This is a genomic window from Sediminibacillus sp. JSM 1682029 (genome assembly GCF_041366435.1).
GTDB classification, from domain to species: Bacteria; Bacillota; Bacilli; order Bacillales; family Amphibacillaceae; genus Sediminibacillus; species Sediminibacillus terrae.
The window spans coordinates 38,757-52,077 of record NZ_JBEWYY010000014.1; the positions used below are offsets into that span (position 1 = coordinate 38,757).

The following is a 13,321-nucleotide window of genomic DNA, read 5'->3' on the forward strand; positions in this document are numbered from 1 at the left end:
TGTTATTGGGGTTTTATTGTGGGGAAGTATTATGACATAGCGTAGGCAAACAAAGCAAAGAATGTTACGATTACCCAAATCAGCGGATGGATTCCTGTGTTTTCAAGAACGAAATCATGATAGCTTTTGGAAAAAGAAGAAAAGAAAAACCGAGCATTACCGAGTACAATTAGCATCCCATTGATAAAGGGTGTAACGTATTTCTGTGAAAAGCTGCGGATTTTGATTCACCTTTTTCATGGTTTTTCGAAAAGTGTTTCATGCACATTAAGGATCCTAGTTTAGAGAACAAAAAGAAGGATGACAGCTTATTTGCAAGTTGTCATCCCTCATCACTGTCTTCCCGGCAGTCAATAGCTGGAAGCTATTTTATTTCCTGTAATGCTTCAACGGCCCGGTCGACTACGATATGGCTGCCACCTTGTTCTTTCACGTTTTCCATCATCATGGAAATTAAGAGGTCTTCATCTTCAGGATAGGTGACGAACCAACCGTTTTCCTCGGCATTTTCATCGTCCAGGCTTTTTTTCAATTCGGCCGTTCCTGTTTTCCCAGACAAATTGATGTCCAACGAAGCTGCACTGTGCGCCGTCCCGTTCGGAGCGGACACGACCTTGCGAAGTGCATCGCGGATTGTATCGATGTTTTTCCCGCTGACGATGCCTTCCTTCCAAACCTTGCTGTCTTCTTCACTTTCTTCCAAGGTCGGCTGAATCATATTACCGTCGTTTAGCAAAGTGGTGTAGGCAACTGCCAGATGCAGTGCACTCATTTCCAATTGGCCTTGACCGTAGCTTGTGTCGGCCAACATTGCTTCACTATCGATTTCACCATTATTGGAAACGGTCGAAGCCTCGATTGGATAGGTGTAAGGGAAGTCTTCCCCGACACCAAATTGGTTAAGGCCGTCAATCAATTTGTCGGAGCCGATTTCCAGCGCCTGCTGAGCGAAGTAAATATTATCGGATCGGACGAGTGCATCTGTCAAATCGACAGGGCTGCCTTCAGATACCCGTGTTACACGATAGTCACCCCAGGACTCATCTTTTTGCCAGGTGAGACCGTTGATTTCGATTGCTTCTTTCGGATCGATTGCCCCTGTTTCAAGTCCGATTGCTGCGGTAATCGGTTTAATCGAAGATCCTGGGGCAAAAGTAGCGCTGAAACGGTTTTGCAGCGGCTTTTGTTCGTCCTCCTGCAATTCTTTCAGTCTTGATTGACTGATGCCATATGCAAGTTCGTTAGGATCGAATCCAGGTGCACTCACAAGTGCGAGTGTTTCACCGGTTTTCGGCTGTATAGCAGCGGCTGTCCCTGTTTGATCCTCGTACGAATCGTAAATCGATTGCTGGATATCTGCATCAATGGTGACCGTGATATCTTCTCCGTCTTTGACTTCCTTCTGGGTCAGTATCTGGTCTTCTTCTCCTTCTTTCGTAACAGCAATCGTCACTCCGGATTCTCCCTTGAGACGGTCTTCAAACAATAATTCCAATCCTCGTTTTCCGATAACGTCTCCATTGGAATACGCACCCGGCTCTGCTTCTTCCATTTCTTCTGCAGTGACAGAGCCGATATATCCGACCAGATGAGAAGCCGACTCCCCGTATGGATAAACCCTGCCGGTGGTAGTTTGGCTCAACACCGGTCCTAGTTCAAACAAGGCATCCAGTTGTTCTTTGTTTGTTTTTGGTACTTTTTTCAGCGGAACAAAGGAGTCATCTTGCACCCATTCAGCGTTCAAAGCTGTATTGATGGAATCGACATTCATTGCTAGAAGGTCGGCTATTTCTTTTTTTGTTTCTTCTGCGTTTTCCCCGAATTCCCCGGGAACGACGCCGATTTCGTAAATTTCTTCATTTATTGCAAGTCCGTTTTGATTCCGATCGAAAATCTCCCCTCTTTCAGGAGACTCGCTTTGGAACGAAATTTCCCCGCCATCCTTCAATTGCGGAAAAATGTAGCCTGGATCCCAATTGACTACCCAGTCAGTCTCTCCATCTTCATCTTCTATCTTGTTCATCGTGGCTTGATAATCAAAAGATATCGGTCCACCGATGGTATCCATTTCAACTGAAAGCGGGAAAGAAGCTTTATCTTCCTCTTCGCTGTTTTCTTCCCCTTCTTCAGGTTTTTCATAGCTGACACTCAGATTTTCCACATTTAAATCGTTATAGATTTTTTCGTACCGATCGACGAATTCCTCGGTTGGGTAAGCCTCTTTAGATTCGGAAGAAGCCATTTTATACATAGCTTCAAAATCCTTATCGTTCCAGTGTCCTACAAATTCATCCATCCGTTTTTCGGGGGTGACTTCATCGTTGGAACAAGCTGACAGTCCCAATATCAGTGTAACCATTGCTAGCAAACTATAAATTTTTCTCACGTAGTGAACCCTTCCTTTCTTTTATCGTTAGCGGGCTTGCATATGTTCCTTCAGTTCTGCGTGCAGCCGTGCCAATTCTTCATCCTTGACCATGTAGTACCAAATGCCATCATCCAGTGTTTCTCCGGATCCCTTGATTTCCAGTGTATCGATTGTTTTACGGGTCTGGCGGTAATTGGAATACACATTCCGGATATTTTCCATTTTCATATCGGTCCGGACGTTTCCTCCGATAATATCAAGAATTCGGCCGATCTTTGTGAAATTGGAGAAGTTAGCTGCCTGATCCAGGGAAGCCTGAATGACTTGACGCTGTCTCTCATTCCGTCCCAAGTCCCCCTGCGGATCTTTTTTTCGCATTCTCGTATAGGCGAGAGCTTCTTCGCCATTCAAATGGATTTCTCCTTTTGGGAAATCCATGCCATCCCGAGTGAAGGCGAAACTATTTTCAACCGTCACCCCGTTCAGAGCATCGATGCCGTCCCGGAACCCTTCCATGTTTATCTTTATATAAAAATCGATGGGGACATCGAAGGTTTGTTTGACCGTCTGGACAGCAAGTGCAGTACCGCCAAAAGCATACGCGTGATTGATTTTATCCATTCCCTCTCCGGGGATCTCGGTGTATGTATCACGGGGGATGCTCATCATCACCATAGAATCGGTATTTGGATTGGCGGATACCAGGATCATCGTATCGGAACGCCCCTGGTCATTGTCGCGTTCATCAACTCCTAGTAATAGGAAATTCAACGTCTTTTGTTCGTCATCGGTTTTCGTGACAGTATCGTCGTCAGATGAATTTGATTGTCCATCGGCGGTTTGATTGTTTCCTGACTGGTTGTTCGTGCCGGTTTCCTCTGATTGTAGTTCTCCGTTCAAGGGTTCATGGATATTTTCAACAGTGTCTTGCAACTTTTCGTATAAATAGATTCCGTATCCAGCCGCCGCAATAAGCACTACTAATAATACACCGCCCAACCAGAGCAGCAAGCGCCGCCGATTTCCGCGCTTTTTCCTGTGCGTCTGCCGTGCCACTGCATAACCCCTTTTTATTTTTTAGTTAAAAGATTCCAAAAACCATTATACCCCATTAACCCGGCCAACGTCTAAAACAGAAACCAAAAAAACTGTGAATTCAGAAGGAAAGGAGAAGAGATCGATGCAGGGTCGATTCGGGGTCAGCGATTCGGGGGTCAGGATTCGGGGGTCAGTCCCCGCTTCGGTCATTAAACGCTTGAAAAGGTAGAAACAATTAAAGGAGGGTCAGACCCCCTCAATGGCAAAAAGCCGATATTATAGGGTTTATAGTGAAATAACGGGGTGAAGCTCCTGTTTTGGGGACAGTCCCCCGTATCACGGAGAAGTCGTCTATATTCTATGTAGGACTTTTACGGGGACTGACCCCAATACTGGTCCCAAAGGCTGCTAATTGGTTATTCCACGGGAACAGCGGTGATAACATAGCGCTGAGGGGCATTGCCTAAATAGGAAAAGGGATAGCAGGTTGTCAGTGTCAATATTTCTTCCGGTGCAGTGGGCTTGATTACGGTTCGGTCATCGGCATCGACAACTCTGGCGCTCTTCATTTCATAACGGAACTCCCCGTATGGAAGCCTGACAATAAATATATCACCGACTTCTACTTCTCCCATCCGTCGGAAAACGGTGTCTCTATGTCCGGAAAGGACAATCTGGTCATCTTCGGCTGGATATGCTGTTCCTTTATAATGACCTACTCCTTTTTCCAAATCATCTGGATCGGTTCCCTCCACAATCGGCAGTTCAGCGCCTATTTTTGGTATTGACAGAATCCCGGCCGTTTCTCCTTGTCCCGGAAGATACTCAGCCGTGTTGGCTGCTCCTTGTTCGGATGTTTGAGCGGTATTCATTCTTTCATTCGTTTTCTCTCCATTCAGTAAAGCATGAGCATCAGCAAGACTGTTTTGCTGGGCACGTTCTGTGTGCATCAACTGTATGAATCCGCAGCTCAATAATACAATTCCAGCAATCATTACCAGAAACGCTATTTTTTTCACCCGGTTCATCTCTCTTTCCCATTTCCGATTTATTTTTTGAAAGCAATAGAAATCCGTCAATTTGGCTTACTTGCAGTTTAAATTTACCAGTTTTCCGTAGGCAAAACAACAGACAATAACCTTTGTGATTCGCTAATCTTTTCAAAGTGATCCTAGCAGATATATCACATTAGGGCCATCTGCCCGGAATATTGTTTCGGAAAAACGCCAGAAAAAAGAAACAACTTCGAATAGAGCGGTATTTTGTCATTTTAATGGGAGAATTTCATTACTTGCTGTTTTTTGCCCTTTACAAAACTAGTAGTTATTAGACAAAAATACCCCGTAGGAAAGCCATGGGAAATATAGTATATTTTGAATATAACATTGCTTCTTCAGTAAAAAGGCAAACTTATTGAAAAGTAAGGACGCAAAGCAACAGATCTAAAGCGCCTAGGTGCAAGGATGGCTGTGCTGCCTGACAGAATATTGGAGGGTAAATTGTATGTTGAAAACGGTAGACGATAGAGTTTTGGATAAAGATTGGGTAAACCTGATGGAAGAAGCAAAACAAATCGGACTGGAACTAGAAGACGTCAGGCTCTTTTTAACACAACACACCTCCATGAACAGCAAATAACTGTGATTGTTTTTTGTGCTTTATATAGAACCATTCACCTTTCTTATGATATAATCTGGTTGAAAGAAGGTGAATGGCCTTGATCGGGGATAAAATCAAACAATTACGTCAAGAGAAAAAAATGTCCTTATCTGAATTGGCAGAACAAGCTGGTGTGGCCAAATCATACTTGAGCTCTATCGAAAGAAACCTGCAAACCAATCCCTCTATACAGTTTATGGAGAAAGTCGGCGCTGTATTGGGAGTGTCCATCAACGAACTGCTAATGAAGGAAGACAGCGAAGAAATGAAGAAGCAGTTGGACGAAGATTGGTTGGAACTCGTTCAAGATGCCATGGACTCAGGAGTTTCAAAAGAGCAATTCAGAGAATTTCTCGAATTTAACCGTTGGAGAATCAACCAGGAAAAATAAATAAGAATAGAAAAACTGACACCCGGAGGGATGAACCCCTCTGGGTGTTTTGCGTTTCGTGGGGAAAGAATTTATATAAAAGGGTCAGTCCCTCATCTTATTAGTACGGTAAATCAGTAAAGCATTGTTTAACAAAAGGAAAACCTTGGGGGACGTAGGCCAAGCAGGTTTTAGATGGTAAGTCCCAAGAATTTTTAGGGACTGACCCCCATTCTGGTAGAGCGGTAAAGGAATGGTATAATGACAGATTGAATTAATTGCATGAAGGAAAGTGGGAGATGCAGCTCTTGTAAAAGCAGTGTTTCCGGATGTTGCCGATTTGTAGGACGAGAACAGATTTTGCTTTTCCTCATAACCGTACAAAACAGAGCATGGAGCCTTATGTTAGGTGCATGTTTCTTGGAGATTATCCTTTATGGGAGAGGGGTTGTGAATCCGCTGAGTCCGAGATTACCGTGATTAGCATTCGTGCAATGGGGGTATATGGATTGGTAGAATCCTTCATATTGGCAGGGTTGAATGTGATCTTTATATTGAAGCTTTGTTTTTATACCGCCTTCAGAAAACAGTTGAATTCCAAATTAATTACATTCACAGATAATCTCGTTTTTTACTAAAATCGAACTCGCTTGTTGGTAGGGGATGAAGTACTGGAGAGAAGAGGAACCAACCGGCAATTGAGTGTAGCCTGCTAAAAAAATAAAAGCTGCCTGAAAAATTTGTCAAATTTTGAAAAAAACATCGCTTTTTTGTCCCAGAAGATGGTATAGTAATGATATTATGTTTCAAAAAGGTTAGTTGTCAGATTATTCTGCTATTTAAAGTGATTGATAGATTGATAGAAAATTGAGGTGAAAAAATGAAAGAACAAGAGTTATATAAAAATGTATTGACTAAATTAATTGATAAAACAGAGAGTGCCCAAATAAATGATTCCCATGAATTTATCGAACATTTAATCAGGGAATTGAACCAGTATCAAGTATTGAAATCAGATAATGCCTAATGAAGAAAAAAGCGTTGAAACGATTCAACGCTTTTTTCTTTGCATGTTGGCTTTATCGCTCTACCAATATACCAAAGTGGGGGACTGACCCCACTAAATCCTGCCGAAGCATAGAAAAGGGTTTTTGGAAATATTGTCGAATGGTATGTTTGTAAATAGAAAATGAAAGGAGAAATGCGTATGGCGAGATTGTCGAGAGCATGGATTCCGGGTGGAACTTACCACATCACAGCCCGCGGGAACAGGAAGCAAGCCTTGTTTAGAGAGGAGGAAGATTTTCGGCAGTACTTAGAGATCCTTCAACTTGTGAAACAAAAATATCCATTCATTTTGCATGCCTACTGTCTTATGCCTAACCACATCCATCTCCTCGCGGAAGCCACTGATCAATCCCCGAGCAGCTTTATGAAAATCCTGCACATGAAATACGCTATTTATTTCAACAATAAATATGATTTAGTCGGACACGTTTTTCAAGGAAGGTTTCATGCCCATTACATCACCTCTATACAATACTTCCTGCATGTTTCCCGCTATATCCATTTAAATCCTTGCGCTGCCAAAATTTGTACCCTCCCCGAACAATACCGCTGGAGCAGTTACCATGAATATATATTTCCCGAAATGCACAAAAGAATCATAGAGCCAAATAAGCTGTTATCCTATTTCTTCGAACCAAGAAGGCTCCATTACCATGAGTATGTCAATGACAGGAAAACAAAAGTGACCGCTTTGGCTCCGGTATTGCCAGGTCCTATCCCGGAAGACCAATAATTTTTGGTTTTTATTTGGGGACAGTCCCTCTATAATAGGTTTAGCCGAATATTGCGGAGGGAGGAACTGTCCCCTTACAACAAATTGGTATAGACATCTATATATCATTGATGTTATACTTTCTACAGCGTTTTCAAAAACAGCAAGAGGAGTGGATGAAATGTTAGCGTTTTTACAGCGGATTGGTAAATCACTAATGTTCCCGATCGCTATGCTTCCTGCTGCGGCTTTGCTGGTTAGACTAGGTGCCGACGACATGTTGGATATCCAGTTTATCAGCCAAGCTGGAAGTGGGATATTAGATAATCTGGCACTTATTTTCGCTATTGGTGTCGCAATGGGATTTGCCAGGGATGGAAGCGGAGCTGCTGCTTTGTCGGGTGCCGTTGCTTTCCTGGTACTGACTGGCGGTGTAGGATCCTTTGGGGATGATTTGGATATGGGAGTGTTCGGTGGTATTATCGCCGGAATTGTTGCGGGTCTTCTATACAATCGATATTCCAATATTCAACTTCCAGACTGGCTGGCGTTTTTTGGCGGTAAACGATTTGTTCCGATAATTACAGCAATTGTCATGGTAATATTATCTGGTATCTTCGGAATCATCTGGCCGCCAATCCAAGCAGTAATCAATGGTCTGGGTGAATGGATGCTTGGTGCGGGAGCACTTGGCGTCGGAACATATGGTTTCTTCAACCGGTTACTGATTCCAGTCGGTTTGCACCATGTGATCAACACCCTCGTCTGGTTTGACTTTGGCTCGTTCGTGCCTGATGGAGCCTCTGAACCGGTACGTGGAGAAATCAACCGATTCTTGAAAGGAGATCCATCAGCAGGAACTTTCCTTGCCGGTTTCTTCCCTATCATGATGTTCGGTCTGCCGGCAGCATGTCTGGCAATGTATGCCGCAGCTAAAAAGACACGCCGTGCAGCAGTCGGCGGCATGTTGTTCAGTATCGGTTTCACCGCATTTTTGACAGGTGTAACAGAACCAATAGAGTTTTCGTTCATGTTTTTGTCTCCACTATTGTATGTAGTGCATGCCGTATTGACCGGTATATCCATGATGGTTGCTCTATGGCTCGATGTCCGGCACGGGTTCGGTTTTTCGGCAGGTTTTATTGATTATGTGTTGAATTTCGGCATAGCCCAAAACCCGATCATTCTGTTTATACAAGGATTGGTCTTCGCCGCGATTTACTTTGTCGTTTTCTACTTGTTAATTATCAAACTTGATTTAAAAACACCTGGTCGTGAAGACGAGGACGAAGAACATGCCGACGAGAGCGGGATCGCTTCAAAAGGCGGCAAGAATTATGATGCAAAAGCATATCATTACTTACAAGCTTTAGGCGGTCCGGAAAATATCAAAAATCTGGATTATTGTGCAACCAGACTACGTTTGGAAATGAACAACATGGAGCAAGTCGACGAAAAGGCGTTAAAACGGCAGGGTGCCAATGGTGTCATGAAGTTGAACAAGCGTAACTTACACGTCGTGGTCGGAACTACCGTTGACTTCCTGGCAGAAGCAATGCGGAAGCGGATGGAAAACAATAACATGGAAGCTCCCGGAGAAGAGTCAGTAAACGATCAGGCAGAGGGTAACAAAGAGGCTCTAGGAGAACTTAGCGGCGATGATTTTGTTGCTCCGGCTTCTGGGAAAATGATCGATATCACTGAAGTCCCGGACGAGGTCTTTTCTCAGAAAATGATGGGAGAAGGATTTGCGATTGAGCCGGATGAAGGCTTATTTGTCGCTCCGGTTGACGGTGAAATTATTAACGTTTTCCCGACCAATCATGCTGTCGGAATTAAAGCCGAGAGCGGTCATGAAGTCCTTGTCCATGTTGGACTGGATACGGTGCAGCTTGGAGGCAAAGGCTTTGAGGTTTTTGTAAAAGAAGGTCAGCAAGTGAAAAAAGGAGACAAACTTCTTCAGGTTGATCTTGCCTTTATTAAAGAAAATGCAGCTTCCACCATTTCGCCTGTCATCTTCACGAATCTAGAAGAAAATGATCAAGTGAACCTGGTTCAAACCGGAAGCATCAAAGCGAACCAAGCCAATATCGTCGAAGTAAAGTAAACATAATAAGAAGAAGCATACAAAACCCCCGGCTGTACCTCAAACAGCCGGGGGTTTCGTGTAGGTTCGGGGACTGACCCCAAATAAGAATGAAAACCGAAAAATGAATGATTCACTGGCATAGGGGACTGTCCCCCGTTCTGTCCCCCGTTTCAGCCATAAACTGTGGAAAATAAATTAGGGGGTCAGTCCCCTGGCCGATATAAAGCCCATGGAATCAAATGTTTCAACTTTAACGCGTACGAAAAGGCCGCTATAGGGACTGACCCCACAACGGCCTTTTTCACTCTGGTAAGCCTTAAAATGAACAATCGGGGACTGACCCCAAATCCCCAAATCCCAAATCCCAGCAGACACCAACTCCCAGACCCAACGTCGGAGCCTGTGCTGAATTCACTCAACTTGTTTCAGCGAGGCATCTGGAGTTTGAATTTGTATTTGTCTGCACGGTAGGCGGATTTCACGTATTCGAACGGTTCATCATTGCTTAAGTAGGTGAGTCGTTCGATCAATAAGACGGGATCGCCTGGATTCAGCTGTAGGTGTTCGATTTCCTTTTCATTGGCAAGTGCCGATTCGATTTCCTGATTGGCATGTTTGATGGTGAACCCCAATGTGCTTTCGATATAGTCATAGAACGACGGAGCAAAGTCATCTCTCGTCATGTTTCCAGCGATTTTTTTTGAAGTATAGATGGTTTCGACGGCCAGTGGCGCTTGATCCGCCATCCGGATCCGCTCGATTTTAAAAATGGACGCGCCTACTTCCACCGCAAGATTGGCGGCCAGTTTTTCATCTGCTACAATCTCTTCAAAACTGACTAGTCTGCTGGAAGGTTTGAGGCCGCGAGCCCGCATATCCTCACTGAAGCTGGTCAGTCCCTGTAAATTTTGCTCGAATTTTTGCTCGGCAACGAAGGTGCCTTTGCCTTTTTGCCGGAACAGCAATCCTTCAGCCGCCAGATTGTTGATCGCCTGTCTGACGGTCATCCGGCTGATATGGTGTTTCTCGGCATATTCCCGTTCGGAAGGGAGCAGTTCTCCCGGCTTGAGCTGCTCGGTTTTGATCAGCTGTTTGATTTCTTCTTCCAATTGATAATATATAGGTAACGGCGAATTTTTATCGACCATATCCTTCTCCTTTCATCAGTTGGCTTGTTTGGGAAAACTAACGTATCTTTAAAAATTTTATCAAAATATTCGGGCTAAGTATATACTTATCTTAATGTATAGACAACTATATCTCATTATGATACCTTAAAAGTAACTTCAGGCGATGATTTTTGCAATAAAATGAAAAGAGGCGAGCGACAGTGGCGAAGGAAAACACGTTACTTATAAAAAATGTCAAGGTTTTCGCGGAAGAAGAAGTCATCGAAAACGGATATTTGATAGCTGAACAAGGAAAAATAACGGAAATCGGCCACATGAGTCAACTGAAAGATCACAAATTCACGACAGCGACCAATATAGACGCGAAAGGTCTCAATGCCGTCCCGGGATTTATCGACGGGCATATTCATGGTGCCGACGGTGCTGACGTCATGGATGCGACCCCGGAAGCATTGGAGACCATGGCTTCAGCCCTCCCAAAAGAAGGAACCACCAGTTTTCTTGCAACGACCATTACCCAATCAGAGGACAATATCCACCGCGCATTGGCGAACGTGGCATCTTATCAAAACAAGCCGGCACAAGCTGAAATCATCGGCATCCACTTAGAAGGACCGTTTATCGAGGAAAAGAAAGCAGGTGCACAGCCGAAGGAGCACATCCTCGCTCCGGAGGTCGAACAATTTGAAAAATGGCAGCGTATTTCCGGTAATAAAATCAAGACGATTACAATGGCTCCGGAAAAAGACGTGGAGGGAGCACTGATCAGGTATCTCGCCAGTCAAGGCATTAACGTTTCGGCAGGTCACACCGCAGCAACGATTGCCGATATGCGAATAGCGGTCGAGCACGGTGTCAGACAGGTTACCCATTTATGCAACGCCATGTCGCCGATTCATCACCGGGATATCGGGGTGGTAGGAGCGGCTCTCACTTTGGAAGAACTGAAAAGCGAGTTGATTGCCGATAAAATTCATGTCTCTCCGGAAATGATCGGTTTCATTTACCAAAACATTGGCAGTGAACGGCTCCTGCTCATAACCGACGCGCTCCGGGCAAAGTGCTTGCAACCGGGGACCTATGATCTTGGTGGACAGGAAGCGACGGTAACAGAGGACCGGGCGACGTTAAGTGACGGAACCCTGGCCGGATCAATCTTAAAAATGAATCAAGGCGCGAAAAATATACTGGAAACAACCAATGCGACGTTGCGGGACATTATCAACATGACGGCAGTGAATCCGGCAAAACAAATCAATATGTACGAGAGAAAAGGCAGCCTTGCTCCGGGCAAAGATGCCGACATTTTGCTGGTGGAAGATGATGTATCGGTAAAATATACGTTTTGCCGCGGAGAATTGGCATATGAGGAGGCGGACAAAAGTGGAAATTAAACAAGTAGAGGACTACCAAGCTATGAGCGTGGCCGGCGCCCAATTAATCATGGAAACAGTGAACAGACTGGAAAAACCGGTGCTCGGTCTGGCGACAGGCTCGACCCCCGAGGGCGTTTATCAACGCCTGATAGAGGCACATCGAAGTGACCAAGTATCCTTCCGGAGTGCGACAACCTTCAACCTTGATGAATATGTCGGAATGCAGGGAAGCGACCCGCACAGCTATCGTTATTTCATGGACGAAAAGTTTTTTGACCATATTGATATCGATAAACAAAAGACTTTCGTGCCGAATGGAGAGGCGGATGATCTAGAGAGCGAGTGCCGTCGGTATGAGCAGCTGCTGAAGGATCATAAAGAAATCGATCTTCAATTATTAGGAATTGGTACGAACGGCCATATTGGTTTCAACGAACCGGGAACTCGGTTTACGACGAAAACTCATGTTGTTGATCTGGCAGCTTCAACCAGAAAAGCAAATGCCCGTTTCTTTGAGAATGAGCAGGAGGTACCAAAACAAGCAATCACGATGGGCATTGCCACCATCATGAATAGCAAGCAGATTGTGTTACTCGTATCAGGGGAGAAAAAGGCTCGGGCATTAGATCAACTGCTGCACGGTAAAGTATCGGAGGACTTTCCCGCATCAATCTTGCAAAAACATCCCAATGTTCAAGTCATCGCCGACAAAGCAGCATTATCAAAGGTTAGTGTTTAGGCAATCCAGTGATTTTTCACAGAGGGATTGCCTTTCCTCTTTCCTTTAAAAAATTTCCCGGGAAATAATTGTTTTTTGTCGAAAAAACGGTCAAACATCGATTTCCAAGTATGAGTTCCCCTGGGCTGTGATTTCAGCCTGGTCACTGGTCAAATCGACGATCCACTCGGTGAACGCTTCTTCCTGTCCACTTTCGACATAGACGGAGAATTCCACGTTTTCCTGATAGCCAATTTCCTTCAACAAATGTGGCGAATTCCGGAGCTGGTTTTCCAATTTGCCGAGCAGCGCATAGTCGACCGTGATAAGAAATTTTTGCATCAGCTGGCGTTTAACGATGCCGGTTGTCTCCAGAGCCTGGGAGGTGGTGCTCGAATATGCACGGATCAGTCCTCCGGCTCCGAGCTTGATTCCTCCGAAATAACGGGTGACCACAACGGCAGTATCTTTAAGGTCTTTCTTTTTCAAAACCTCGAGAATGGGAACGCCGGCAGTTCCGCTCGGTTCGCCATCATCATTGGCTTTTTGAATAAGGTTCTGTTCACCGATCATATAAGCAGAACAGTTGTGGGTGGCATCATGATGTCTTTTTTTGATTTCACTGATGAATGCTTGTGCTTCTTCTTCGGTTTCAACTCTTTTCACATGGCCGATAAAGCGCGATTTTTGAATGACGATTTCATCGGAACCGTCGGATTTTACGGTAAAATAGCTATTTAGCATCTTGCATTTAACCTCCTAAATCTTCATTATATAAAGTAAGAACAAGTGC

12 protein-coding genes and 1 riboswitch are annotated in these 13,321 nt (G+C 44.5%); of the genes, 7 read left to right on the plus strand and 5 right to left on the minus strand.

Going from position 1 to position 13,321, the window contains the following annotated elements; genetic code table 11:
- Window positions 1-364: 364 nt before the first annotated feature.
- From ABVF09_RS17930 to ABVF09_RS17940, 3 genes are all read right to left on the minus strand, one after another.
- Window positions 365-2,386 carry a penicillin-binding transpeptidase domain-containing protein gene (locus tag ABVF09_RS17930; RefSeq protein WP_371069776.1) on the minus strand — a complete coding sequence of 674 codons (2,022 nt, stop codon included), beginning with the start codon at window positions 2,384-2,386 and terminating at the stop codon, window positions 365-367.
- Between the two features lie 27 nt (window positions 2,387-2,413).
- A complete protein-coding gene (locus ABVF09_RS17935) occupies window positions 2,414-3,424 on the minus strand; it encodes an LCP family glycopolymer transferase (protein WP_371069777.1) in 1,011 nt (336 codons plus the stop codon).
- Window positions 3,425-3,822: 398 nt separating this feature from the next.
- The gene (locus ABVF09_RS17940; protein ID WP_035427028.1) at window positions 3,823-4,434 is read right to left on the minus strand and encodes a class D sortase; all 612 of its coding nucleotides are present in this window, start codon (window positions 4,432-4,434) and stop codon (window positions 3,823-3,825) included.
- A 365-nt stretch (window positions 4,435-4,799) separates the two neighbouring features.
- Window positions 4,800-4,886, plus strand: a riboswitch (cyclic di-GMP riboswitch).
- Between the two features lie 23 nt (window positions 4,887-4,909).
- On the opposite strand from ABVF09_RS17940, the gene ABVF09_RS17945 reads away from it, so the two are divergent.
- The 5 genes from ABVF09_RS17945 to nagE all read left to right on the plus strand — a co-directional run bounded on the left by ABVF09_RS17945 (window position 4,910) and on the right by nagE (window position 9,322).
- Window positions 4,910-5,044, plus strand: coding sequence for an anti-repressor SinI family protein (locus tag ABVF09_RS17945; protein ID WP_081704646.1), 135 nt, complete (start codon window positions 4,910-4,912; stop codon window positions 5,042-5,044).
- Window positions 5,045-5,123: 79 nt separating this feature from the next.
- On the plus strand, window positions 5,124-5,456 hold the full coding sequence (locus ABVF09_RS17950) for a helix-turn-helix domain-containing protein (protein WP_026570991.1): 333 nt from the start codon (window positions 5,124-5,126) through the stop codon (window positions 5,454-5,456).
- An 859-nt stretch (window positions 5,457-6,315) separates the two neighbouring features.
- Window positions 6,316-6,462 carry a hypothetical protein gene (locus tag ABVF09_RS17955; protein WP_371069778.1) on the plus strand — a complete coding sequence of 49 codons (147 nt, stop codon included), beginning with the start codon at window positions 6,316-6,318 and terminating at the stop codon, window positions 6,460-6,462.
- Window positions 6,463-6,642: 180 nt separating this feature from the next.
- On the plus strand, window positions 6,643-7,236 hold the full coding sequence (locus ABVF09_RS17960; RefSeq protein WP_051390451.1) for an REP-associated tyrosine transposase: 594 nt from the start codon (window positions 6,643-6,645) through the stop codon (window positions 7,234-7,236).
- A gap of 160 nt (window positions 7,237-7,396) precedes the next feature.
- A complete protein-coding gene (nagE, locus tag ABVF09_RS17965) occupies window positions 7,397-9,322 on the plus strand; it encodes an N-acetylglucosamine-specific PTS transporter subunit IIBC (protein WP_153463175.1) in 1,926 nt (641 codons plus the stop codon).
- A gap of 407 nt (window positions 9,323-9,729) precedes the next feature.
- Here the strand turns inward: nagE and ABVF09_RS17970 are convergent, their stop codons facing one another.
- Complete coding sequence (locus ABVF09_RS17970) at window positions 9,730-10,452, minus strand: GntR family transcriptional regulator (RefSeq protein WP_371069779.1); 723 nt, start codon at window positions 10,450-10,452, stop codon at window positions 9,730-9,732.
- Window positions 10,453-10,634: 182 nt separating this feature from the next.
- Here ABVF09_RS17970 and nagA point away from each other — a divergent pair, with 182 nt between their 5' ends.
- A complete protein-coding gene (nagA, locus tag ABVF09_RS17975; protein ID WP_153463179.1) occupies window positions 10,635-11,828 on the plus strand; it encodes an N-acetylglucosamine-6-phosphate deacetylase in 1,194 nt (397 codons plus the stop codon).
- Window positions 11,818-12,549, plus strand: coding sequence for a glucosamine-6-phosphate deaminase (gene nagB / locus ABVF09_RS17980; protein WP_202616133.1), 732 nt, complete (start codon window positions 11,818-11,820; stop codon window positions 12,547-12,549). The genes nagA and nagB overlap by 11 nt, the downstream gene beginning before the upstream one ends.
- 90 nt (window positions 12,550-12,639) lie before the next feature.
- Here the strand turns inward: nagB and ABVF09_RS17985 are convergent, their stop codons facing one another.
- Window positions 12,640-13,272 (minus strand): YigZ family protein, encoded by a 633-nt coding sequence (locus ABVF09_RS17985; RefSeq protein WP_371069780.1) that lies wholly within the window; start codon window positions 13,270-13,272, stop codon window positions 12,640-12,642.
- Window positions 13,273-13,321 lie beyond the last annotated feature (49 nt).